26 protein-coding genes and 1 tRNA gene are annotated in these 21,499 nt (G+C 63.9%); 8 read left to right on the top strand and 19 right to left on the bottom strand.

Annotated features, from left to right (window positions below; translation table 11 throughout):
- Window positions 1-31: 31 nt before the first annotated feature.
- Window positions 32-115: transfer RNA gene (locus HNQ40_RS01370), tRNA-Pro, on the bottom strand.
- 189 nt (window positions 116-304) lie between these two features.
- The gene (locus HNQ40_RS01365) at window positions 305-751 is read right to left on the bottom strand and encodes a hypothetical protein (RefSeq protein ID WP_184675629.1); all 447 of its coding nucleotides are present in this window, start codon (window positions 749-751) and stop codon (window positions 305-307) included.
- A 107-nt stretch (window positions 752-858) separates the two neighbouring features.
- Here HNQ40_RS01365 and HNQ40_RS01360 point away from each other — a divergent pair, with 107 nt between their 5' ends.
- The 4 genes from HNQ40_RS01360 (at window position 859) to HNQ40_RS01345 (ending at window position 3,635) form a co-directional block, all read left to right on the top strand.
- Entirely contained in the window at window positions 859-1,023 is a 165-nt protein-coding gene (locus HNQ40_RS01360) for a hypothetical protein (RefSeq protein ID WP_184675628.1), read from the top strand.
- 305 nt (window positions 1,024-1,328) lie between these two features.
- Window positions 1,329-2,417, top strand: coding sequence for a recombinase RecA (gene recA / locus HNQ40_RS01355; RefSeq protein WP_184679157.1), 1,089 nt, complete (start codon window positions 1,329-1,331; stop codon window positions 2,415-2,417).
- 162 nt (window positions 2,418-2,579) lie between these two features.
- The gene (locus tag HNQ40_RS01350) at window positions 2,580-2,990 is read left to right on the top strand and encodes a hypothetical protein (protein WP_184675627.1); all 411 of its coding nucleotides are present in this window, start codon (window positions 2,580-2,582) and stop codon (window positions 2,988-2,990) included.
- A gap of 96 nt (window positions 2,991-3,086) precedes the next feature.
- Complete coding sequence (locus HNQ40_RS01345; RefSeq protein ID WP_184675618.1) at window positions 3,087-3,635, top strand: REP-associated tyrosine transposase; 549 nt, start codon at window positions 3,087-3,089, stop codon at window positions 3,633-3,635.
- A gap of 78 nt (window positions 3,636-3,713) precedes the next feature.
- On the opposite strand, the gene HNQ40_RS01340 is transcribed toward HNQ40_RS01345, so the two are convergent.
- Window positions 3,714-5,030 carry a Glu/Leu/Phe/Val family dehydrogenase gene (locus HNQ40_RS01340; RefSeq protein WP_184675616.1) on the bottom strand — a complete coding sequence of 439 codons (1,317 nt, stop codon included), beginning with the start codon at window positions 5,028-5,030 and terminating at the stop codon, window positions 3,714-3,716.
- Window positions 5,031-5,170: 140 nt separating this feature from the next.
- On the opposite strand from HNQ40_RS01340, the gene HNQ40_RS01335 reads away from it, so the two are divergent.
- Complete coding sequence (locus HNQ40_RS01335) at window positions 5,171-5,539, top strand: hypothetical protein (RefSeq protein ID WP_184675614.1); 369 nt, start codon at window positions 5,171-5,173, stop codon at window positions 5,537-5,539.
- 3 nt (window positions 5,540-5,542) lie between these two features.
- Window positions 5,543-6,073: a hypothetical protein gene (locus HNQ40_RS01330; RefSeq protein ID WP_184675612.1), complete on the top strand. Its 531-nt coding sequence runs from the start codon at window positions 5,543-5,545 to the stop codon at window positions 6,071-6,073.
- A 505-nt stretch (window positions 6,074-6,578) separates the two neighbouring features.
- Here the strand turns inward: HNQ40_RS01330 and HNQ40_RS01325 are convergent.
- Window positions 6,579-7,895 carry a homoserine dehydrogenase gene (locus HNQ40_RS01325; RefSeq protein ID WP_184675610.1) on the bottom strand — a complete coding sequence of 439 codons (1,317 nt, stop codon included), beginning with the start codon at window positions 7,893-7,895 and terminating at the stop codon, window positions 6,579-6,581.
- 98 nt (window positions 7,896-7,993) lie between these two features.
- On the opposite strand from HNQ40_RS01325, the gene HNQ40_RS01320 reads away from it, so the two are divergent.
- Complete coding sequence (locus HNQ40_RS01320) at window positions 7,994-8,518, top strand: Fur family transcriptional regulator (RefSeq protein WP_184675608.1); 525 nt, start codon at window positions 7,994-7,996, stop codon at window positions 8,516-8,518.
- 56 nt (window positions 8,519-8,574) lie between these two features.
- Window positions 8,575-8,823: a hypothetical protein gene (locus HNQ40_RS01315; RefSeq protein ID WP_184675606.1), complete on the top strand. Its 249-nt coding sequence runs from the start codon at window positions 8,575-8,577 to the stop codon at window positions 8,821-8,823.
- A gap of 6 nt (window positions 8,824-8,829) precedes the next feature.
- Here HNQ40_RS01315 and HNQ40_RS01310 read toward each other — a convergent pair whose 3' ends face one another.
- The 15 genes from HNQ40_RS01310 to mnhG (HNQ40_RS01240) form a co-directional block, all read right to left on the bottom strand.
- The gene (locus tag HNQ40_RS01310) at window positions 8,830-9,018 is read right to left on the bottom strand and encodes a DNA gyrase inhibitor YacG (RefSeq protein ID WP_184675604.1); all 189 of its coding nucleotides are present in this window, start codon (window positions 9,016-9,018) and stop codon (window positions 8,830-8,832) included.
- A 91-nt stretch (window positions 9,019-9,109) separates the two neighbouring features.
- Entirely contained in the window at window positions 9,110-9,643 is a 534-nt protein-coding gene (tsaE, locus tag HNQ40_RS01305) for a tRNA (adenosine(37)-N6)-threonylcarbamoyltransferase complex ATPase subunit type 1 TsaE (RefSeq protein ID WP_184675602.1), read from the bottom strand.
- Window positions 9,640-10,590 (bottom strand): thiamine-phosphate kinase, encoded by a 951-nt coding sequence (locus tag HNQ40_RS01300; RefSeq protein ID WP_184675600.1) that lies wholly within the window; start codon window positions 10,588-10,590, stop codon window positions 9,640-9,642. Before HNQ40_RS01300 ends, tsaE begins: the two co-directional genes overlap by 4 nt.
- 75 nt (window positions 10,591-10,665) lie before the next feature.
- Window positions 10,666-11,190 (bottom strand): DinB family protein, encoded by a 525-nt coding sequence (locus HNQ40_RS01295; protein WP_184675598.1) that lies wholly within the window; start codon window positions 11,188-11,190, stop codon window positions 10,666-10,668.
- A gap of 145 nt (window positions 11,191-11,335) precedes the next feature.
- A complete protein-coding gene (locus HNQ40_RS01290; RefSeq protein WP_184675596.1) occupies window positions 11,336-11,776 on the bottom strand; it encodes a hypothetical protein in 441 nt (146 codons plus the stop codon).
- 7 nt (window positions 11,777-11,783) lie between these two features.
- Complete coding sequence (glgP, locus tag HNQ40_RS01285; protein WP_184675594.1) at window positions 11,784-14,411, bottom strand: alpha-glucan family phosphorylase; 2,628 nt, start codon at window positions 14,409-14,411, stop codon at window positions 11,784-11,786.
- Window positions 14,412-14,527: 116 nt separating this feature from the next.
- On the bottom strand, window positions 14,528-15,202 hold the full coding sequence (locus HNQ40_RS01280; RefSeq protein WP_184675592.1) for a ThuA domain-containing protein: 675 nt from the start codon (window positions 15,200-15,202) through the stop codon (window positions 14,528-14,530).
- 23 nt (window positions 15,203-15,225) lie between these two features.
- Window positions 15,226-15,588, bottom strand: coding sequence for a monovalent cation/H(+) antiporter subunit G (mnhG, locus tag HNQ40_RS01275; protein WP_221435329.1), 363 nt, complete (start codon window positions 15,586-15,588; stop codon window positions 15,226-15,228).
- The gene (locus HNQ40_RS01270; RefSeq protein ID WP_184675588.1) at window positions 15,561-15,854 is read right to left on the bottom strand and encodes a monovalent cation/H+ antiporter complex subunit F; all 294 of its coding nucleotides are present in this window, start codon (window positions 15,852-15,854) and stop codon (window positions 15,561-15,563) included. The genes mnhG (HNQ40_RS01275) and HNQ40_RS01270 overlap by 28 nt, the downstream gene beginning before the upstream one ends.
- Window positions 15,851-16,324 carry a Na+/H+ antiporter subunit E gene (locus tag HNQ40_RS01265; RefSeq protein WP_184675586.1) on the bottom strand — a complete coding sequence of 158 codons (474 nt, stop codon included), beginning with the start codon at window positions 16,322-16,324 and terminating at the stop codon, window positions 15,851-15,853. Before HNQ40_RS01265 ends, HNQ40_RS01270 begins: the two co-directional genes overlap by 4 nt.
- On the bottom strand, window positions 16,321-17,928 hold the full coding sequence (locus HNQ40_RS01260) for a proton-conducting transporter transmembrane domain-containing protein (protein ID WP_184675584.1): 1,608 nt from the start codon (window positions 17,926-17,928) through the stop codon (window positions 16,321-16,323). The genes HNQ40_RS01265 and HNQ40_RS01260 overlap by 4 nt, the downstream gene beginning before the upstream one ends.
- A complete protein-coding gene (locus HNQ40_RS01255; RefSeq protein WP_184675582.1) occupies window positions 17,925-18,272 on the bottom strand; it encodes an NADH-quinone oxidoreductase subunit K in 348 nt (115 codons plus the stop codon). Before HNQ40_RS01255 ends, HNQ40_RS01260 begins: the two co-directional genes overlap by 4 nt.
- Entirely contained in the window at window positions 18,272-18,682 is a 411-nt protein-coding gene (locus tag HNQ40_RS01250) for a Na+/H+ antiporter subunit B (RefSeq protein ID WP_184675580.1), read from the bottom strand. Before HNQ40_RS01250 ends, HNQ40_RS01255 begins: the two co-directional genes overlap by 1 nt.
- Window positions 18,679-21,081 carry a hydrogen gas-evolving membrane-bound hydrogenase subunit E gene (gene mbhE, locus HNQ40_RS01245; protein WP_221435328.1) on the bottom strand — a complete coding sequence of 801 codons (2,403 nt, stop codon included), beginning with the start codon at window positions 21,079-21,081 and terminating at the stop codon, window positions 18,679-18,681. The genes HNQ40_RS01250 and mbhE overlap by 4 nt, the downstream gene beginning before the upstream one ends.
- Window positions 21,082-21,165: 84 nt before the next feature.
- Window positions 21,166-21,495 carry a monovalent cation/H(+) antiporter subunit G gene (mnhG, locus tag HNQ40_RS01240; RefSeq protein WP_246402968.1) on the bottom strand — a complete coding sequence of 110 codons (330 nt, stop codon included), beginning with the start codon at window positions 21,493-21,495 and terminating at the stop codon, window positions 21,166-21,168.
- Window positions 21,496-21,499: the final 4 nt, after the last annotated feature.

Raw genomic sequence — 21,499 nt, 5'->3', positions numbered from 1 at the left:
CGATTGCCGTAGTCGCGCTACGCTTTATCAATGCTCCTGGCGGGATTCGAACCCGCAAGTCCAGCCAGACGGTGCGTCCCAGACGCACGGCGTTTACCAATTTCGCCACAGGAGCAAACGCCAAGACCCGCCGCAAAGCGGATCGAGGCAAAAAGGTTAAACGGCTTCGGCCTAGATGCAGACCTGAGTGGTAGCTCGGGTCTGTTCTTTTACGTTTCGGCGGGGTTGGCGTTGCCAGCCGTAGCAGGCCAACCCATCAGCTAATAAGGCTGGTAACGGAGGGGGCATCCGTGCCTCCTTTCATTTAATCCTGGTCCTTGAAATCTAGCTCATCACCCCCAATGGGTGTGAGCAGCCTTTCCTGCTCGCTTTTGGGCTTGAGCCGCCAAACTTTCCGCGACTTGTGGCTTGGGTGCTGTTGGTGTTCAAAACGATGAACGTGGGTTTTGTAAAGAACGTTGGCGATTGCACCGCGACCGATATCGGTAGCCTTGCGGATTTGCGATACTTCAGCCCACTCGTTCCCCCGCGACCTGAAGTAAGCCATGATCTGCTCGGCTTGCGTTCCCCTTCGGCTACCTTGTGCGGACACCGCGCCTGTCTTACATCCCGCTTCCAGCAATGCTTGTGCAAGCTCTTCGCCAAACTCGGGATCGCTGGTAATATGGTTGAGAACGGCTGAAATCAGCGATTCGCGTGCGGAATAACGGTTCTTGAGTTCCGTCAAAGTGGAGTAGTCGGTGCTGGTCATAAGAAGATTATAGGCGCCATACCCGCAGCGCCAAGCGTTTAATAAAGCTGTTTATTGCGGTAATTTTCAGCGCTTTTGTTAACTATTGAATGCAAAGGGACTTACAGATGTCTGACGAAAAGAAAGAATCTTCGCCCGGCCCAGAAGCCGACCGACTGAAGATAGATGAGGACTGGGAATCTGCGGTTCAGAAGGCTCTGAACAAGCCGAAGCCCGAAGAGGGTTGGCCTGAAGATGTTGAACAAAGCGGCGGGGATGATGACGCCGATTGATCTCGGCTTAAGAGCAGCTTGTTAGGTCGTATTGCGGGAATTTCCGAAAACTTTTTTGGATGTAAATATTGTGTTTGGCGTTGTATTTATCGGCAACGCCTTTTCTTGTATGGGCTTACGGTTCGTTTTAGCTAAGTACATACTTGCCATAAAAATTAAACCAACCCCTTGACACAACCCGAACATGTCCTAACCTAGTCCTATCCTGCCAAACCCCAAACATTGACGCCAGCCCCCGGAGCCCTACCATGGTCGCAACCCTCAGCAAACCCGCTTCCTCCCTCAACGGCAAGAAATCCAAATCCATGGCCAAGTCCAAATCTTCTCGATCCGCCGATTCCGCCCCCGTCACCGACGCCAACCGCGAAAAAGCCCTCTCCCAGGCCGTCACGCAGATCGAGCGTTCCTTCGGCAAGGGCTCGATCATGCGGCTGGACGACGACCCCTCCAACCTCCCCGAGGGCATCTCCACCGGCTCGATCTCCCTCGACCTCGCCCTGGGCGGCCGGGGCATCCCCCGCGGCCGTATCGTCGAGGTCTACGGCCCAGAATCGTCGGGTAAAACCACCCTCACCCTCCACACCATCGCCGAGGTCCAGAAGACCGGCGGCGTCGCCGCCTTCATCGACGCCGAGCACGCCCTCGACCCCTCCTGGGCCCGCCGCCTGGGCGTCAACCTCGAAGAACTGCTCGTTTCCCAGCCCGACACCGGCGAGCAGGGCCTGGAGATCTGCGAGCTGCTGGTCCAGTCCAACGCGGTCGACCTGATCGTGGTCGACTCGGTCGCGGCGTTGATTCCCCGGGCCGAGATCGAAGGCGAGATGGGCGACAGCCACGTCGGCCTCCAGGCCCGCCTCATGTCGCAGGCCATGCGGAAGCTCACCGGTGCCATCGCCCGCTCCAAGACCACCGTCATCTTCATCAACCAGATCCGCGAGAAGATCGGCGTGATGTTCGGCAACCCCGAAACCACCCCAGGCGGACGCGCCTTGAAGTTCTACTCCTCGGTCCGCATCGACATCCGCCGCACCGCCTCGATCAAAGACGGCGACAAGGCCGTGGGCAACCGCACCCGCGCCCGTGTCGTGAAGAACAAGATCGCCCCGCCGTTCCGCCAGGCCGAGTTCGACATCATGTTCAACGAAGGCATCTCCGCCTCCGGCGACCTGCTCGACATGGCCGTCGAAGAAGAAGTCGTCCAGAAGTCCGGCGCCTGGTTCAGCTTCGGCGAAGTCCGTCTCGGCCAGGGCCGCGAAAACAGCAAGACCTTCATCCGCGAAAACAAAGACCTCTTCGACGAGATCAAAAAACTGGTCCTCGAAAAGAAAGGCGTCATCCCCGTCGGCGAAACCCCACCCGACGAAGAACCCCTCGACGCTCCCGAGGACATCTAAGCCAAGCAAACTTTAGCCCCGGGCCAATGGCCCGGGGTTTTGCTGGATGCGCTCGAAGACCGAGTTTTAGAATTTTCCGGCATGGTTTTCAGGCTGATCTGCCTGAATTGAGCAATACAATTAGTTTGATATCCGTACACAATCAACTGAAAAGTGTGTTGTATGCGAATCAAATCGACTGGCGTGTTCGTTGGCCTTGTCGCTTTGGGTTTGTGTTGTACCTGGGTGTATGCCGAAGTAGAAGAGCCCGACACCGTGGTGATTGTTGAGTCAATTCAAGGCGATGACCTTTATGGCGAGATAAACGTCGATGGCATCAAATCCTCGATTGCGGAGATCACACGTGATGGCGATGTGGTTTTTCGTGGGGATGTATTCGACGCTGTCGATGTTCAGTTGGATCGTGAGGGCAAGCAGCTTGGGATACAAGTGGGTGGCAAGATCTTGACCCCCAGTTCTAATCAGGTCGGTCTGGCTTTCACGTATACCCACGAGAAACATTTGTTTCTCCACACGAGCAAGTGGGAGGGTGAGCTGATTGGGCTGCAAGCAGTTGAAGATAAGGCGGAATAGTAATGTAGGGTGGGCACTGCCCACCGGCGGTGTTTTCTGATGTGCGTGGTGGGCGTTGCCCACCCTACGGGGCAACATGCCCAATACGGGGGCAAGATGCCGAATTATCGACGTCTATGGATTCCGGGCGTTACGTATTTTGTCACGATTATGACGCACCAGCGGCGTGCCATCTTCTCCAATGACTCGTCCGTCCAACTTTGGCGAGAGGCGATTCGGCAATCACAACAGGTTTTCCCTTTTGACGTTCTTGCGGGGGTGGTCTTGCCCAACCATGTTCACCTGTTAATTAGCTTGCCGGCATGTGAAGGTGATTTGTCAAAGCGAGTAGGGCTTTGCAAGGCAAAATTCAGCAGTATGCTCAAAGCTGGATGTTCGACATCCTCTGCCTCACGCCAACGACATCGTGAAACTGACGTCTGGCAGCGCCGGTTCTACGACCGGATGATTCGTGATGAAGACGAACTTTCGGGTCGTTTGGATTACATCCATTTCAATCCGGTGAAGCATGGATATTGTGAGCGACCGATTGATTGGCCGTATTCGAGTTTCGCCAAGTTTGTAAAGGACGGGCATTACCCGCCTTCATGGATGCCGTCGCCGGGTTCGTTTGATGATTTCGAAGACCAGAGTGGTGAGGCGTAGGGTGGGCATTGCCCACCTTGGAGAGTGTATGGATGTGGCGGTGGGCGGTGCCCACCCTACGGAAAACGGGATCGCTGATTAGGGAAAAATACCCCGCAAGCGATACACCTCGGCCACGTGCTTGAGGGCGGCGGCGAAGGCGGCGGTGCGCATGTCGCAATCGAGTTCGGTGCGGGCGGCGAGGACTTTGGCGGCGGCGCTGCGCATGTGTTTGCGTAGTTCGGCGTCCACCCGATCGAGCTCCCAGATCTCGCTCTGGCGGTTCTGCATCCACTCGAAGTAGCTCACGACTACGCCGCCGCAGTTGCACAGGATCGCGGGCAAGACGTCGATGCCGCGCTCGGCCAGGACCTTCTCACCTTCGGGCGTGGTCGGGGCGTTGGCGGCCTCGGCGATGACGCGGCAGTTGAGCATCTGCGCCTCTTTGGTCCCGATCATCTGCTCGAGGGCAGCGGGGACAAACAAGTCGACCTTGGTGGTGTAGAACGCTTCTTCGCTGATCGGCTTGGAGCCGGGGAAGTTCGCGACGCCGCCCGTCTCGGTGACGTAGTCGGCAAGCGCAATGGCGTCCAGGCCCTCCGCGACATCGTTCGGGGCGATCGCGCCGGTGTGGTCCATCACGGCGAGGAGTTTGCTGCCGTGGGCGGCCATGAGTTTGCCGGTCCACGAGCCCACGTTGCCGTAGCCGACGACGGAGTAGGTCGTGTCGGCCAGCGGCTTGCTGATCATCTCGGGCAGGAGGTCTTCGATGACGTAGACGACGCCCTGGCCGGTGGCTTTTTCGCGGCCGACCGATCCGCCGAAGGCGACGGGCTTGCCGGTGACGACGGCGGCGCCGCTGCCGTGGTGGGTGGCGTTGTTGAAGTTGATGTAGGTGTCGGCCATCCATGCCATGACCTGGGCGTTGGTGCCGACGTCGGGGGCGGGGATGTCGTGGTTGGGCCCGATGTTGTCGCCCAGCGCCGCAGTGAACCGGCGGGTCAGCCGCATGAGTTCGTCTTGCGAGAGTTCACGCGGGTTGACCTGCACGCCGCCCTTGCCGCCGCCCAGCGGCAGCCCGGCGAGCGAGCACTTCATGGTCATCAGCACCGACAACGCTTTGACGTGGTCGAGGCTGACGCCGTGGTGGTAGCGGATGCCGCCTTTGTACGGGCCGAGGATGTTGTTGTGCTGGACGCGGTAGCCCTTGAAAAGTTTGAAGCTGCCGTCGTCCATCTCCACGGGGAAGTGCACCATCACCTCGGACTTGGGCTCGGCCATGATGAGCTGAAGGTGGCGCGGCAGGTTGAGCCGGTGGCCGGCCTCGAGCACCTGGGTGATGACCTGCTGGTATACGTTGGCGGGGTCGTAGCGGAAGCCGAGGTCGGCGAGGATGCGGGCGGGGGAGTTGGGCATGCAGGACCTTGGTTGACGGGACGGAGCGGAGCGGTCGGCCGGGGGGCGAGGTGGCGTGGCCTAAAGATATTATCGACCACGACGCGTGCTGGCATCATTGAATACGGCGGCGGATGCACACTGATTACAATGGGCGGACCATGCTTGTTTATTCCTGTAGTGACCTGATTTTTGCCACCAAGATCCGCAGCACCGCCGAGGTGTTGCAGATCGATTCACGCCCGGCCCGCAACCTCGACATGCTCCAAGCCCGGCTCGACCAGGTCGAGGATGGCAAAGCCAACGGCCCGGTGACGTGCGTCATGGTCGACCTCGAGCTCGGCGAGTTCGCGTTCGACTTGATCAAGCTCGCTGCAACCCACGACGCCCAACCGCAAGTGATCGCGTTCGGCCCGCACGTGATGGTCGATGCCCTGGCCGGGGCCGAGCGAGCGGGGGCACACCTGTCGATGGCCCGCGGCGCGTTCACAACCCAACTGCCCGAACTGATCACCCAACACGGGAGCTGAGCCATGGCGTTTACCTACGACGGCTTTGTGCAGGCGGTCCGCGACGCGGTCACGCAAGAGCGCCCCGGCGAAGCGGTGGCTCAGTTACTGCGCGAAACACTCGCCGACCCCGCAGCGGTGGCGGCCGCGATCCCGCCGCGTGAGGAAGACGAGGTGCACCTGTTCGAGGACGGCACGGTGTCGATCTGGAACTGCCGGTTCCAGCCGAACGTGGTGATCCCGCCGCACGAACACAAGATGCCGGTGTGGATCGGTGTGATCTCCGGGGCCGAGCAAAACATCTTCTACCGGCGTGACGAGGACGGCCTCCACGAAATCGGCACCCGCACGATCCACCCCGGGGACGTCGTGGCGATCGGTGAAGACGCGATCCACGCGGTGACGGCCGTGGGCGATCAGCCGAGCGATGCGCTGCACGTGTACCTCGGTCCGTTGACGCAGGTCGAGCGCGATCTGTTCGACGGGGAGTCGGGTACGGCGTTGCCGTTTACGGAAGAAAATTTCGAGAAGCTAAAGAAGACTAAAGGTTCATAGCGTCGATGTTGTTTTACGTGGATGGGTTTGTGGCCGATTCGTTACGGATCGCCTGCGCGGCGAGCGGCGGGGGCTCTGCCCCTGCACCCCGATAAGGCAGCCAGTGTGGTAGGTGGGGTTTTCATAGCGATTGACAATCAGGGGATTCTAAATAATGAGCGGCGAGACACCATTCGAAAGAAATATTGTTTATTGTCCAGGTTGTGATCAGGACCTGAAAGAGGGTGAATTTGAATTTCTTGGGTTAATCGAAGAGTTGGGGAATGTGATACGTTATCGCTGCAGGGTATGCAGCCATGAATTCGATACGCTTTCCCCAATGATTACCCCAGACAAGCCAATTGACCGGTCCGACATTGAATCGGATTAGGTTGTATGGGGTGTCGGGGCGAAGCCCTGACCGCCCGCCGCGTAGGCGATAGGTCGCCACATACACATCACGTTGGATGGCACACGGCGATCTGCGATCGCCCGCTAAACGTTTCGAGTGATGTGAAACGATGAATCAGCTCGGCAGATCGAGAATCCGGTAGATCACAGGTTTACCGTGCACTTCCGGGAGGTTCTCGATCACGTCGGCGGCGGCTTGGAGGTCGCCGCGGCGGGCTTCGTGGGTGGCGATGACGACGGGGACGGTGTCTTGGCCGTCGAGGGCGTCGTGCTGGAGCAGCGAGGAGAGGCTGATGCCGCGGGAGCCGAGGGCGTCGGTGAGCCTGGCCATGACGCCGGGGACGTCCAGGGCGTTGACGCGGAGGTACCAGCGGCTCTCGAGGTCGCCGGGCTCGACGAGCGGGGCGGGGTCGTGCAGGTCGGGGGTGAGCTGGAGGTTGGCGAAGGCGAGCGGGTAGGCGCCGCAGGCGACGTTGAGCAGGTCGCTGACGATGGCCGAGGCGGTCGGGCCTTGGCCGGCGCCGCGGCCGTAGAACATGGTGTGGCCCACGGCGTGGCCGACGACGGACAACGCGTTGAACGAGCCGTGCACCTGGGCAAGTTGCTCGGCCTTGGGGATGAAGCACGGGGCGGTGTTGAGCGCGATGTAGGGCTGGCCGGGCCAACGCTCGGCCGAGGCGATGAGCTTGATGTCGAAGCCCAGCTCGTCGCCGAAGCGGACATCGTCGAGGTCGAGGGTGTCGATGCCGTGGCAGGGCACGTCGTCTTCGCCGATGTTCACGCCGTAGGCGAGCGAGGCGAGTACGGCGAGTTTTTGGGCGGCGTCGGCGCCGGACACGTCGAGGGTTTCGTCGGCCTCGGCGTAACCTTTTTCTTTAGCGCCTTGGAGGGCGTCGGCATAGGACTCGCCGTGCTGGGTCATCTGGGTGAGGATGTAGTTGCAGGTGCCGTTGAGGATGCCGAAGAGGCCGGAGATCTCGTTGGCCATGAGCCCAGCGGTGAGGGCGGTGACGCAGGGGATGCCGCCGCCGATGGACGCTTCGAAGGCGATCGACACGTTGTGCTGCCGGGCGAGGGCGAAGAGGGCGGGGCCGTCTTTGGCCAGCAGCGATTTGTTGGCGGTGATGACGTGCTTGCCGGCCTCGAGTGCCCGGCGGACGAAACCACCCACCGGGTCGATCCCGCCGGCGACTTCGATGACGACCTCGGCGTCGGTGGCGAAGAATTCGTCGGCATCGTTGGTGAGCAGCGATTCATCGATGCCGCCCGCGGCGAGGGCCTTGGCGGTGTCGCGGACCAGGACTTTGGCGAGGGTGATCGCCCGGCCGGTGCGTTGGGTGTAGAGCTCGGCCTGTTCGTGCAGCAGTTGGGCCACGCCGCGGCCGACGGTGCCGTAGCCGATCATGGCGACGGAGAGGGGTTGCTGCGACATCGATTCAAACTCCTAAAGCGGTCGGCCGGGGCCGGGAAATCGGGTGAACGGAGCGGAGCAGGATACCAGTCGCCCGCATGCGCGGCTACACTACCTGCGTGAGTGAGACCCCCGCCCCCAACGCCGCCGCTTCGCCCGCCGTGCCCGCGGATGACCTGCTGATCACGCCGATCTGCGCGATCTTCCGCCGGTTCCTCAAACGCCAGGGCCTGAAGTTCACCACCGAACGCGCCCAGACGCTCGACGTCGTGCTGGGCAAAGAACGTGTCTTCGAGGCGGACGAGCTGCTCGACGAGATGAAGTCGGCCGGCCACCGCGTGAGCCGGGCCACGGTCTACCGCACGCTCAAGCACCTGCTCGAAGCGGGCATCATCCGAGAGGTGCTGATCGACTCGAACAAGGCCCACTACGAGCTGTCGTTCGGCAAAGCACCCAAGGGGCACCTCGTGTGCGTCGAGACGCAGCGCATCGTCGAGTTCCCCACGGCCGAGCTGGATGCGCTCATGCAACGCATCTGTGAAGAGAATGGGTTCGATCCCGTGAGCCACCGGTTTGTGGTGTATGGGGTGTCGCCGGAGGCGCAGAAGGCGGAGCAGGCTGAGCAAGCCGATTCAGACAGCTAAGGACGCGTAATTTCTAAATGTTGTCCCGTGGGTTATTCCGTCTATGCAAAGTGCTTTTGAGTAGACCGGTTCCTTATGAATCGAAATTCATCGATCCGGAACAGCAACGGGTGCTGCTCATCCTTGCTGATCAAGGCTGGGTAGAAGCAGGGGCATTTGTATTCAAAAAGAATGGATACGAGCTGGTCTTCGACACATCGCATTACGTCGAGCTGTACGAATTGCGAAGTGGCGAGCGAGTCCATGAAGCGCGAATCCTCGGCGCTGATGACATCGCAGAATTTTTGAGACAGATCGACGTCTGATTGGTTTTAGTCGCCTTCTTCGATATCCGACTGCTCGATCGGGCGGCTGACTTTGTAGGACTTGCCGAACCAGCGGCCCAGGTCGATGGTTTGGCAGCGGGCGCTGCAGAAGGGGAAGGTTTTGGCGTTTTCGGTGACCGGGGTTTTGCACGTGGGGCAGGGCGAGGTTTTTGGGGAGAGATTGCGGTCGGTCATGGCGTTTGAGGTTGAGGGTTGGATTTAGCTGCGACGCCACGCGTCGCTGGTTGTGATGGTTGACAAGGTGCAGCGACGCATGGCGTCGCAGCTATGGCAAAGGGGTGTTTGAATCAGCGGGCATCGAGAATGTCGATAGTCGCGGCACCCATCGGCCGTGGGGGACGAGGATGATCTGGCGGCGGTCGTCGCCGACGTGTTGGATGTCGAGGTGCAGGCGGTCATCACCCAGCGGGTTGCCGGGGGCGGCGGCGATCAGCTTCGCCCATTCGACAGCGGTGACGGATGTGTCGCGCGTCTCGTCGTCGTAGCCTAGGGTGGCGAGGTCGCTGGCGCTGGTGACGCGGTAGGCGTCGATGTGGACCAGGACGGGGCGTGTGGGGTCGTCGTCGATGGGGTGGCCGTGCTCGTCTTCGGGGGTGTATTCGTGCATGAAGACGAAGGTCGGGCTGCTGACGTGAGTGGGGTCGAGGCCCATGCCCTGGGCGAGGCCGCGGACGAGCTGGGTTTTGCCGGCCCCGAGTTCGCCATCAAGTGCGAGGACGTCGCCGGGCTGGGCGAGTTCGCCGAGGCGCCTGCCGAGGGCGACGGTGTCGTCGAGGTTGGTCGAGAGCAGTTCGATCACGCGGTGTGCTCCCAGCCTTTCGCGTCGGCTTGATCGAGCGCGAGCGATTCGCCTTCGGGGGTGACGACGACGATACCGCCGGCGTCGGTGACGGTGCCGATGCGGGTGATGAGGACGTGTTTCGATTCGTCTTCGTCGTGGCCGAAGGCGTGGGGGATGACGGCGTCGGCGGGGGCGGTGAAGAGCAGTTCGTAGTCTTCGCCGTCGCCGAGAGCGTGTTGCCAGGGCTCACGGCCGTCGACGGATTCTCCCTGACGCAGCGGCAGGATGCGCATCTGCAGCTCGGCGTGTTCGACGAGGCGGGGCAGGTCCTGGGCGATGCCATCAGACAGATCGATCATCGCGGTGGGGCGGGTCGCGCCCCCGGAAGCGAGTACGAGTTCGCGGGCAAGCTCGATGCGGGGTTCGAAGTCGAGGTGGTGGCCGGTGGGGAAGGAGTGGCCGAGCTCGCCGGTGACGTAGATCGCGTCGCCCGGTTGGGCACCCGTGCGTTCGACGGGGGCGATGGGCTGATCTTCCGCATCGCGCCAAGGCTCGGCGAAGACGGTGACGCTGAGCAGCAGCTTGCCGTCCCAGATCGCGGTGTCGCCGCCGATGAGCGGGCAGCTGTAGGTCTGGGCGGTGTCGCGCATGGCGTTGAACAGGGCGGTGGCGTTGGCCTCGCCGAAGTCACGCGGCAGGCAGGCCGCGACCACGGCGGCGGTGGGCTTGGCCGCCATCGCGGCGATGTCCGAGAGGTTACGGGTGATGGCCTTCCGGCCGACCTTGGCCAAGGGCGTGTTGGCGAGGTCGAAGTGCACGCCGTCGGCGACCTGATCCACCGCGACCAGCAGCGAGCGGTCGCCGAAGGTGATCGCCCCCATGTCGTCCCCCGGCGGGATTGTCACCGCATCGGGCAACGCCGTGTTCCCGGCGTAGACGTGTTGGAGGAGATCGTTTTCTCGCATGATGCGATTGTAGGGGATGCGTGCGGGGGAGAGCCGCGCCACAGCTTCGCAGTGGCGGGCTTTCGTAGGAGGGAATCAATACTGGTCTTTGAACCGATAGGCGTCGCCGAGCAGGAGGCGGGTGGCGAAGATGGTTTCCTGGGCGTGGCCTTCCAGGTGGCTGACGCTGTGCCAGACCGCGCCCATGCCGGTGACGTCGAAGCCCTGGATGTTGCGGGGTTCGAGCAGGTTGTCTTTGTTGAGGGATTCGATGATGTCTTTGGCGTCATCGACCGCAACGCGGAGATGGTCGGCGAGTTCGGTGGGCGTACTCGCCACAGGGTTGTCGCGGGCGGCGGCGAACTCGGCGGGGCGGTCGCGATCGTCGGGCATGGATTCCATCGGGTCGCAGCCGACGGTGATCCATTGGCGGAGGTTGCCAGAAACGTGCAGGACGATGTTGCCGACGGCGTTCATGGCGGGGTGGGGGCGCTGCCAGATTTGTTCGGCGTCGAGCTGCTTGAGACAGTGCAGCAGGCGGTCACGAGAGTAGTCAAGGGTGAAACAGGCCTCGCCCTTGAAGGCGGCAACGGCACCGGGGTAGTCGGTTTGGAATTGCATGGGCAGTGGGCAGTGGGGGTTGGGGAGTGGGGCGCAAGCGGTGGCGGGGGGTTGCGTGGGATGTATACCCCATTGCCCACACCCCACTGCCTATTGCCCCGAACAGCAACAAGACCGCCGATGGCATCGGCGGCTTTGTATGAGGCTACTTAGCGAGCTTGGCGATGATCCGCCAAAGGTCGTGAGGCGAGAGTGACAGGCCGGTATCGGCGTTGAAGGTGTCAACGATCTGATCAAACGTTGGTTGGTAGAGCAGTTGGTCACGCTTGGAGATCTGGCCGATGTGCTCTTCGACGATGGCGACGAGTTGTTGTTCCTGCTCGGGTTCGATGCGCGGGGGCGACGACTTGGCTCGGCCGAGCTTGGGGAGTTTGCCGGCCTTGCGGAGGTTGTGCAGGCGGTGGAACACCTTGGCCCGGGTTTGCTCGGTGGGGTTGGGGGCGTCGCGGCCGTCGGGGCCGTACATCGCGGCGTAGAGCGTCTCGAACTCATCGGTGTAGGGCAGGTCGTCGAGGGTGCGGCCCTGCTTCTGGTACACGTTGATGAGCAGCTCGTCGTCGTTGATCGGGAACAGCGCGTCGGTCATCGGCGGGTTACTTCGCCGCGGCCACAGCCTTGGCGGGTTCGGCCTTGGGCTTGGGGGCGTAGGTTTCCCAGTGGATCAGGCCGGGGATGGTCAGCGGCTCGAACAGTTCGCCGCCGGGGAGGATGCGGATGGCGAAGCCGTGGCGGCCGCTGCCCTGGGCGGTGAGTTGGCCGGTGTAGCGGTGCTTGCCGTCGCCGAGCGATTCGTGGTGGCCGAGGTTGGTGGCGTGGCCCTGGGCGACACGGCCGTCGTTGTCGAGCTCGCCGATGTAGACCTGGACGCGGACTTCTTCGGGGGACAGGCCCGCGAGGTCGACCTCGACCGAGAGCGGCCGGGGCTCGCTGACGCCCAGCGGCGAGTCGGTCTCGGCGGACACGTCGGTGACGGCCAGCTTGCTCCAGGCGTGCCGCAGACGGGTGGTCTGGTGGGCCAGGTCGCGGGCGGGGGACAGGTCGTCCTGCTTGAGCGTGTGGGCCCGGACCAGCGCGGGGAAGTAGAGCTCCTCGGCGTACTGCTGGACCATGCGGTTGGTGTTGAAGAACGGGGCGAGCTTGGCGATGCACTGCTTCATGCGTGCGATCCACTCGCGGGGCAGGCCTTGCTCGTCGCGCTCGTAGAACAGCGGGCCGATCTGGTGCTCGAGCAATTCGTAGAGCGAGTTGGACTCGATGTCGTCGGCGATGTCCTGGCTGGGGTAGTTCTCGCGTCGGCCGATGGCCCAGCCGACCTCGGATTCGAAGGCCTCGTCCCACCAGCCGTCGAGGATGGAGCAGTTGAGTACGCCGTTGATGGCGGCCTTCATGCCGGACGTGCCGGACGCTTCCATGCCGCGCTTGGGCGTGTTGAGCCAGATGTCGCAGCCCTGCACGAGGTGGCGGGCGACGTGCATGTCGTAGTTCTCGATGAAGACGACCTTGTGCCCGGCTTCGGACTCGAGGCCGAAGTGCACGAGCTGACGGATCAGGTCTTTGCCGCCGCCGTCGGCGGGGTGGGCCTTGCCGGCGATGAGGATCTGCACCGGGCGGTCGGCGTGCATGAGGATGCGCTTCAGACGCTCGGCGTCGCGCAGGATCAGGTTGCCGCGCTTGTACGTGGCGAAGCGGCGGGCGAAGCCGATGGTCAGCGCGTCGTCGGACAGGCCGTCGACGCACTCTTTGATCTTGGGCAGCGACACGCCACGGTCGGCGAGCTGCCGGGTCAGCGTGGTGCGGACCCAGGCCATGAGCGACCGGCGTTGGTTCTGGTGCATCTTCCAGAGGTCTTCGTCGGACACGCGGTGGATGGCGTCCCAGATGCCGTGGTCGGCGGGGTGGTCGCGCCAGTGGTCGCCGAGCTGCGTGTTGAGCAGGCCCAGGAGTTCATCGCAGAGCCAGGTGCGGGCGTGGACGCCGTTGGTCACGTGGGTGATCGGCACTTCTTCGTGGGGGACGTGGGGCCAGACGGCCTGCCACATGTCGCGGGAGACCACGCCGTGGAGCTTCGACACGCCGTTGCAGGCGTCGGACGTGCGGATCGCCAGGGTGGCCATGGAGAACGGCTCGTTCTTGTTCGACACATCGTCACGGCCCAGCGCGAGGACGCCTTCCATGTCGAGCCGCAGCGACGGCGCGAACGACTGGAGGTAGGTCTTGACCATGTCCGAGGGGAAGCGGTCGATGCCGGCGGGCACGGGCGTGTGGGTCGTGAAGACGTGGGACGCGGCGGCCTGAGCGCGGGCTTCGTCGAAGGTCAGGTCGTGGTCTTCGATCAGCCGGCGGATGCGCTCGAGGGCGAGGAAGGCGGAGTGGCCTTCGTTCATGTGGCAAACGTCCGGGCGGATCCCGATCGCTTCGAGGGCGCGGACGCCGCCGATGCCCAGGACGATCTCCTGCTTGATGCGGGTCTCCATGTCGCCGCCGTAAAGCTGGCCGGTGATGGCTCGGTCGTCGGGGCGGTTGGCTTCGAGGTTGGTGTCGAGCAGGTACAGCGGGATGCGGCCGACGGTCGACTTCCACAGGCCCACGGCGACCGAGCGCCCGGGCAGGTCGACGTGGACGGTGACCTGCTGGCCGTCGGCGGTCTTGACTTGTTCCACGGGGAGGTTGGCGAAGTCGAGGTCGGGTGTGGTTTCCTGCTGCCAGCCGTCGGCCGAGAGGTACTGCTGGAAGTAGCCGTGGCGGTAGAGCAGGCCCAGGGCAATGAGCGGGATGCCCAGTTCGCTGGCGGACTTGAGGTGGTCCCCCGCGAGGCAGCCCAGGCCGCCGGAGTAGATGTTGAAGCACTCGGCCATGCCGAACTCGGCACAGAAGTAGGCGACGGTCGAGCCCTCGGGCAGCTCATGGCCGGATTGGATGTGCCAGGGGGTGCGGGCGTTGTCGCGTTCGAGGTCCTGCTTGACCGTGTTGATCGCGTGGAGGAATTCCGGGTCGTTCACCGCGGCGTCGAGCTTGGTCTGCTGCACCGTGCCCAGCAGCTTGACGGGGTTGTGCCCGGTGGACTCCCAGAGCTCGGAGTCGAGGCGCTTGAACAGGTCGACCGCCTGGGGCTGCCACGACCACCAGATGTTGTTGGCGATGTCGATCAGGGGGGCCAGCGCGTCGGGGAGCGCGGGGACGACTTCGAACGAGCGGATGCGGGCGTGTTCCGGGCTGAGCATAGGTGTCACCAGTGACTTTGGAATGGGAAGGCTAAGACGCAGTTATATCCACTCGGGCACGGGCGGGGGTGCCGAGGCGGGAAAGATTTATGGATTTTTTACTTCGCCTCGTGGGCTCAGCGGCTGGCCCAAAGCATCCCGCGGCGGACGATTTCCTTGGCCTCGGGGACATCGAAGTCCTTGTCGGTGTGGCCCCAGGCGGCACCGAAGACGCGGCCCCGGCCCCAGGTCTTGGTCCAGGCGTAGGGCAGCACGGCGTTCTGCGTGTAAAGCGAGGGATCACCCTGAGCCTGGTCGAACACGGTGGTGGCCAGGACGTTGTTGCCCGGGTCGTGGTGGCAGTAGTACTGCTCGGTGTTCTTGAGTTCGAAGTCGCCTATGCCCGAGGTGATGGGGTGCGAATCGTCTTCGATGTAGACGGTGTAGCGTTCCATGAGGTTGCCGGGGTGGGCGACCCACTGGGCCCCGGTCATCCACTGGTACTCGGTGTTCTCGCGGAAGGCGTCGATCATGCCGCCGTGGAAGCCCGCGAGTCCGGTTCCGGACTGCACCGCGTTGTTGAGGCCGGCCCACTGCTCGTTGCTGATCTTGTCCATCGTCCAGATGGGCACGATCAGGTCGAGGTCGCTCATGAGCTCGGCGTCGGCGTAGGCGTCGAGCGTGTCCTTCATGTGCACGTCGTAGCCCGCTTCGTCGAGCAGGGGCGCGAAGACCTCGGCCGAGGCTTGGGGGGTGTGTCCGTCCCAACCGCCGAAGACGATCAGGGCCTGCTTCTTGGTGGAGTCGCTCATAGCGCGTCGTTATACCACGCCGGTCAGGACTCGTCGCGGGGCAGCTCGATCGAGCGGGTCTCGCTGCTGAACCGCACGCCGGTCCGCGCCGCGGCTCGGCCGAGCAGGTGGGCCGCCACCGGCATCGTGATCGCCAGGAACACGATCGCCACCACCGTCCGCACTACCGACGGCGGATCGCCCAGACCCATCGCGCCGCCGCCCAGCACCAGCGCTGCGCCCAGCGTCGAGGCCTTGCTGGCGACCTGCATCCGCATGTACACGTCCGGCATGCGCAGCAGACCCACCGAAGCCAGAAGGATCAGCAGGCACCCCAAAGCCGCCACGATCAACGCCAGAACCAGCCAAAGCTCCGCCATCACCGCTTGCTCCTTTCGACGTACCACGCCAAAGCGACCGTGCTGATAAACGCCGTCAGCGCCAGCAGCACCGCCAGGTCGATCAGGGACGGCTGGCGATAGACCCACGCCAGCAACGCCACGACCGCGACGGCCGCCACGACCAGCAGGTCTAACGCCACGACACGGTCCGGCAGGCTCGGTCCACGCAGCAGCCGGATCGCGGCACACACCATGCTCAGTCCCAGCACGCTCAGCAAGACATGCACCACGCCCACGGCCCAGGGATAGTCGGCTAGATCGATCCCACTCATCGCAAGAGCTCCAACACCCGCCGTTCAAAACCGTCTTTGATCTCCCGGCAAAACGCCTCGCGATCCTCGGCGAACATCGCGTGGATGTAGAGCGTCTTGCGGTCCTCGGATAAATCCAGGCTCAGCGTGCCCGGGGTCAGCGTGATGAGGTTGGCCAGCAGCGTGATCTGGGCGTCGGTGGTGACATCCAACGGCACACCGATCACGGCGGGGCTACGATTGGCTGCGGGGGTGATCACGTCGTAAGCCACGCGCAGGTTCGAGAGGATCAGCTGCCAGAGGATGAAAAACACGAAGCCGATCGCCTGCGGGAGTTTGCGGGTGTAGCCGGTCTGTCCGATCAGTGAGCCCAGCCAGGCGATCACGGCGTAAGACACCGCAAAGCCCATCAGGAACGACGCCCAACCGGCAGAGCCGGCCATCGCCATCCACGCCAGGGCGAGCAGCAGGTTGGTGAGGAAGAGGATCATGGCTGTGGCTCCTCGACATCGAGAATGACCGACGATACGTCGTCGGGCGTCGTGTTGATCTCACGCGGAGGCACGCCCACCGCCTCGACGTAGGCCGACGGCGTCAGGAGCTGAGCCGCGGCGCGGTCGGCGTAGCCCAACAGCGGCTGGGGCCACAGACCGATCGCGGTCACCAGGACGATCAGGGCCACCACCGGGGCGGCGAATGCTTTGGGGATCGCGTGGGGCTTGGGCAGTGCCGGGTCGCCCTCCAGGCCCTGAACTTTTTCAGCCAGGGGGCGGTCTTTCCAGAACGCTTCGTTCCAGATCTTCATCATGCTCATCAGCGTCAGCAGGCCCGCCGCCAACGCCGCGGCGAGGACCCACCACTCCTGCGCAACCACCAACGCCCGCAGCACCGCCAGCTTCGCCCAGAAACCCGAAGAGGGCGGAAGCCCGGCCAGGCTCAGGGCCGCCAGTAGGAACAGCGCCGCCAGCCACGGCGTCGCGCCGGCCAAGCCGCCGAGCTGCCTCAGCTCGGTGGTGCCTTCTCGCCATTTCACCAAGCCCGCGACCAGGAAGAGCGCCGGCTTGATCGTGCCGTGATGCACCAGGAACACCACGGCGGCGGCCAAGCCCAAGGCTTGGACTTCGGGGTCCGGCACGGCCAGCAGCCCGACGCCTGCCACGATGTAGCCGACCTGGCTGATGCTGTGCCACGCGAGGATGCGCTTGAATTCGTATTGCGTGACCGCGCCCAGTACGCCGCTGACCATCGTGATCGCCGCGAGGATCAGGATCACCCAGAGCACCGGCTCGGCGTCCGGGAACACCAGCGTGAACACACGCACCAACGCGTACACCCCGACCTTCGTCAGCAGCGCCGCAAACACCGCACAGACCGCAGCGGGCGGGACGTGGTAGCTCGCCGGCAGCCAGAAGAACAGCGGGAACAGCGCGGCCTTGAGCCCAAACGCCACCGCAAAGGTCGCGGCCAGCGTCAGCACCAGCGTCGGGTTCTGAGCCTGTACCTCTCGCAGTGCGCCGTGGAGGTCGGCCATGTTCAGGGTCTTGGTGACGCCGTACAGCACCCCTGTGGCGGTGAGGAACAGCATTGAGCCCACGAGATTGAGCGCGACGTATTTCACCGCGCCTTCGATGTTGGCCCGCCCGCCGACCAAACCCAGCAAGACGAAGCTGGCGATGAGCAGCACCTCGAACCACACGTACAGGTTGAACAAGTCGCCGGTCAGGAACGCCCCGCACACCCCGGCCAGCAGGATGAGCAGCAGCGGGAAGAACCCGCGGTGGACGTCCCGCCGTGTCGCTTCGAACAGGCTGAACAAACAGACCAGTAGGCCCATCGTGCCTGCGAGTAGGACCATGATCGCGCTGAACCGGTCGGCCACGAGTGTGATCCCGAACGGTGCAGACCAGCTGCCGATCTGAACGGTCACGATGTCGTGGCGGTCGGCCGTGATGAGCAGGGCGATCGCGCTGCCCAGTAAGCCCACCGCGCCGATGGTCGAGGCCACGCGTTGCCACAGCACCGAGCGCCACGACAACAGACACGCCGCCGCCGCGAGCAGGGGGATCAGGATGGGCAGGACCGGGAGCATCGTCATGTGTCGGTGCTCCGCATGCGGTCGGGGTCGTCGCTCGACACGGCGTGGGTCGCCCGGCGGACCAGGACCGCGGTGAACGAGACCACCGCGAATCCGATCACGATCGCCGTGAGCACCAGCGCTTGGGGCAGCGGGTCGGCGGCGCCGTCCGGGGGAGCTTTATCGCCGAGGGCGACCAGCGGAGCGGGCGAGCGTGTGAGCCCCGCGCTGACAAAGACCGCGAGGTTCGCGCCGTGGCTGAGCAGAATCAGGCCGAGGATCAGCTTCCATAGGCTGCGCCGCATCATGAGATACAACCCGCAAGTGAACAGCACGCCGACCGTGATCGCGAGGAACAGAAACATCAGTCGCGTTCTCCCATCAAGCCGACCAGGATCATCGTGGCCGTGCCCAGCACGACGAGGTAGACGCCGACGTCGAACACGAGGACCGACCCCACCTTGCCGATGCCCGGCACCTCGCCGAGCCATTGACCGGTCATGAAGGGTTGGCCCAGCACCATGGAGGCCACGCCGCTGCCCAGCGCAAGGATTAAGCCGATGCCCAGCAAGCGGTGCGGATCCACGCGGAGCAGCCGTCGCGTGCTGCGGATGCCGAACGACAGGGCGTGGGTCGCGAACGCGAGGGCACACAGCAGGCCGCCGATGAACCCGCCGCCGGGCTCGTTGTGGCCGCGGATCAGCACGAGGATCGAGAAGACGGCCAGCAGCAAGACCAGCAGCTTGGCGGTGGTTTGGAGCACGGGGGCGTTCATGCGTCACCTCCCGTTTGCGTTTGGGGCGGCGCTGCGGATGGCTTGCGCTTGCGGCGGGGCGGCGCCGCGGTGCGTCGGCCGTGGCTGAGCCAGATCAGCGACGCCACGCCGATACCCGCCACCGCGACGACGACGATTTCGCCCAGCGTGTCCAGGGCCCGGAAGTCCACCAGGATCACGTTGACCACGTTGCGCCCAAACGCTTCGGGCGCGGCGTTGTTCAGGTAATACGCCGACACGCTCGCGGGCATCTCGACCGTGGCGGTGGCCAGCACCATGAGCGTCACGGTCGTCCCGCCCGCCGCGGCGATGAGCAGGTCGCGCCCGCGGTGGGCCAGCTTCGAGGTCTTGGTGAGTTGGGGCAGCCGCAGCAGGACCATCACCAGGATGACCACCATCAGCGTTTCGACCATGAGCTGGGTGATCGCCAGGTCGACCGAGCCGTACACCGCAAACAACACCGCCAGCCCGATGCCCGACCCGCCGATCGCCGCGACGGCCGCGAGTCGAGAGCGCGAGAGCACGCCGTAGACCGCCCCGGAAATCACGAGCAACACCAGCAGCAGCTCGTGCATCTTGACCACGCCAAACGTCGAGACGTCGCGTCCGTTTCCGAATGCCACGTACGCCAACGGGCCCGCCGCCAGGGCGAACACGGAGACCACCACCATCAGGTAACGCCGCAGGAAGCCCGACTGCACCAGCCGGGTATGGCCCGCCGCAAACTTGAGCAGGCCCGCCATCAACACCTGGTACCCGCGGTTGGGCCCGAGCTGGCCCATCTGTCGCAGCGGCGCCCAGAACGTCGGCCCCGGCCGGAGGAAACGGTACAACAGATACCCGAGCCCCAGCGCCCCGAAGCTCAGTCCGACCACGATCAACGATTCGATGCTCAGGCCAAACAGCAGCTTGAGTTTCATCTCCAGCGGCTCGCCGCGGATCGACGACGCCATCGCCTCGCCCAGCGTTTCGTCGAATGCCTTGGGGATCAGGCCGACGAACAGCCCCAGCCCCGCCAGGAGCATCGGCCCCAGGTTCATCGAAAGCGGCAACTCGTGGGCCTTGCGTGGCGTCTCCCGCAGCTCGCCCCAGAACGGCTTGAGCACCAGCAGCAGCGCGACCGCGACCATGCAGATGTTGGCGATCACCGCCGCCGCGGTGAGGTAGAGGCTGAGCATCTCGATGTTGAGCTTGGCTTCCAGCAGCAGTTTCTTGCCGAGGTAGCCGAACATCGGCGGAGCACCCGCCTTGCTCAGCGCCGCGATGAGCGCCGCAGCGGCGGTCCAGGGCATGAGGCGGCGGAGGCCGCTGAGCTGCGTGACGTCGCGGGTGCCGGTGGCGTGGTCGACGTTGCCCGCCGCCATGAACAGGGCGGCTTTGTACAGGCCGTGGGCAAAGAGGAAGGCGACCGCCGCTTCGATCGCCCGGTCGGTCCCGACGCCCAGCAGCATCACGAGCGTGCCCAGCACGCTGATGGTGGTGTAGGCGAGGATGCCCTTCATGTCGCGCTGGCCCACCGCCAGGACCGCACCCACGAGCATCGTCATCGCGCCCACGGTCGTGACCACGGCGATCCAGAGCGTGTTGTTGCCGAGCACCGGGTGCATCCGCCCTAGCAGGAACACCCCGGCCTTGACCATAGTCGCCGAGTGCAGATACGCCGACACCGGCGTGGGCCCCGCCATCGCGGTGGGCAGCCAGAAGTGGAAGGGGAACTGGGCGCTCTTCGTGAAACACCCCAGCAGCACCAGGATCAGCATCGGGGCAAACAGCGAATGCCCCTGGATACCCTCGGCGTGATCGATCAGTGTCGAGACCCGCAGCGCCTCACCGAACGACAAGCCCAGCGACGTGCCGATGAACCCGAGCATGATGATGCCCGCCAGCAACGCCAGCCCGCCGCCGCCGGTGACCAGCAGGGCCTTGAGGGCCGCGTCGCGGTTGTCGAGCTTCTTGTGGTTGAACCCGATGAGCAGGTACGAGCTGACGCTCGTCATCTCCCAGAACACAAACAGCGTGATCAGGTTGTCGCTGATCACCATCCCGAGCATCGCGCCCATGAAGATGAAGAGGTAGCTGTAGAACTTGCCGAGCCGTGGGTCGCCGTGGAGGTAGCCCGAGGCGTAGATGACGATGAGCGCCCCGATCCCGCTGATCAGCATGGACATCGCCCCGGCCAGCCCGTCGCCGACGAGGGCGAGCTCGACGCCCAGCGACTCGGCCCAAGGCAGGGTCTGGACCATCTGCCCGCCGGTCACGTCCGGCCAGTGGAAGATCCAGTAGGCCAGCACGGCCAAAGGGCCCAGCGCCAACAACCAACCCGCCCGGTCGCCCAGGCGCTTGATCATCAGGGGAGAAATCCCCGCCAGCGCAAAAATACCCAACACCGTCCACAACATCGGCATAGCCTAGGCCGATTTAGGGCGCTCTGCCATCGGACCAAGCGTGAATTTCGTGCGGGTTGTCGGCGTGTCGGAAAGAGGTCAGCTCAGGCCGTCTTCGGCGTGTTCGTCCGAGAGCGTGCCTTCCCATTGCCGGTCGCCGACGCGGAGCGCGGCCTTGGCGAGCATGTGCGATCCGACGGGGCCGGCGACGAAGGCGAAGATGATCACGGTGATGACCTTGGCGTCGACCGCCCCGGTGCCGATGTGGAAGATCACGCCCACGAGCAGGCCGATCAGGCCCAGCGTGGACGACTTGGTCGCGGCGTGCAGACGGTGGTAGGTGTCGGGCATGCGGATGATGCCCACCGCGCCGACCAGGAAGAAGAACAGGCCGATCAGCACGAAGCAGCCGGCGATGATGTCGGTCATGGTG

The sequence above is a fragment of the Algisphaera agarilytica genome, from assembly GCF_014207595.1.
Classification (GTDB): Bacteria; Planctomycetota; Phycisphaerae; order Phycisphaerales; family Phycisphaeraceae; genus Algisphaera; species Algisphaera agarilytica.
This window is presented reverse-complemented; position numbering and strand designations above follow the sequence as displayed.

Coding starts and splice junctions, on each gene's coding strand:
- HNQ40_RS01365 (WP_184675629.1), bottom strand. CDS start 751: ATGACCAGCACCGACTACTCCACTTTGACGGAACTCAAGAACCGTTAT.
- HNQ40_RS01360 (WP_184675628.1), top strand. CDS start 859: ATGTCTGACGAAAAGAAAGAATCTTCGCCCGGCCCAGAAGCCGACCGA.
- recA (WP_184679157.1), top strand. CDS start 1,329: ATGGCCAAGTCCAAATCTTCTCGATCCGCCGATTCCGCCCCCGTCACC.
- HNQ40_RS01350 (WP_184675627.1), top strand. CDS start 2,580: ATGCGAATCAAATCGACTGGCGTGTTCGTTGGCCTTGTCGCTTTGGGT.
- HNQ40_RS01345 (WP_184675618.1), top strand. CDS start 3,087: ATGCCGAATTATCGACGTCTATGGATTCCGGGCGTTACGTATTTTGTC.
- HNQ40_RS01340 (WP_184675616.1), bottom strand. CDS start 5,030: ATGCCCAACTCCCCCGCCCGCATCCTCGCCGACCTCGGCTTCCGCTAC.
- HNQ40_RS01335 (WP_184675614.1), top strand. CDS start 5,171: ATGCTTGTTTATTCCTGTAGTGACCTGATTTTTGCCACCAAGATCCGC.
- HNQ40_RS01330 (WP_184675612.1), top strand. CDS start 5,543: ATGGCGTTTACCTACGACGGCTTTGTGCAGGCGGTCCGCGACGCGGTC.
- HNQ40_RS01325 (WP_184675610.1), bottom strand. CDS start 7,895: ATGTCGCAGCAACCCCTCTCCGTCGCCATGATCGGCTACGGCACCGTC.
- HNQ40_RS01310 (WP_184675604.1), bottom strand. CDS start 9,018: ATGACCGACCGCAATCTCTCCCCAAAAACCTCGCCCTGCCCCACGTGC.
- HNQ40_RS01300 (WP_184675600.1), bottom strand. CDS start 10,590: ATGCGAGAAAACGATCTCCTCCAACACGTCTACGCCGGGAACACGGCG.
- HNQ40_RS01295 (WP_184675598.1), bottom strand. CDS start 11,190: ATGCAATTCCAAACCGACTACCCCGGTGCCGTTGCCGCCTTCAAGGGC.
- HNQ40_RS01290 (WP_184675596.1), bottom strand. CDS start 11,776: ATGACCGACGCGCTGTTCCCGATCAACGACGACGAGCTGCTCATCAAC.
- glgP (WP_184675594.1), bottom strand. CDS start 14,411: ATGCTCAGCCCGGAACACGCCCGCATCCGCTCGTTCGAAGTCGTCCCC.
- HNQ40_RS01280 (WP_184675592.1), bottom strand. CDS start 15,202: ATGAGCGACTCCACCAAGAAGCAGGCCCTGATCGTCTTCGGCGGTTGG.
- HNQ40_RS01270 (WP_184675588.1), bottom strand. CDS start 15,854: ATGAGTGGGATCGATCTAGCCGACTATCCCTGGGCCGTGGGCGTGGTG.
- HNQ40_RS01265 (WP_184675586.1), bottom strand. CDS start 16,324: ATGATCCTCTTCCTCACCAACCTGCTGCTCGCCCTGGCGTGGATGGCG.
- HNQ40_RS01260 (WP_184675584.1), bottom strand. CDS start 17,928: ATGACGATGCTCCCGGTCCTGCCCATCCTGATCCCCCTGCTCGCGGCG.
- HNQ40_RS01255 (WP_184675582.1), bottom strand. CDS start 18,272: ATGTTTCTGTTCCTCGCGATCACGGTCGGCGTGCTGTTCACTTGCGGG.
- HNQ40_RS01250 (WP_184675580.1), bottom strand. CDS start 18,682: ATGAACGCCCCCGTGCTCCAAACCACCGCCAAGCTGCTGGTCTTGCTG.
- mbhE (WP_221435328.1), bottom strand. CDS start 21,081: ATGTTGTGGACGGTGTTGGGTATTTTTGCGCTGGCGGGGATTTCTCCC.
- mnhG (WP_246402968.1), bottom strand. CDS start 21,495: ATGACCGACATCATCGCCGGCTGCTTCGTGCTGATCGGCCTGTTCTTC.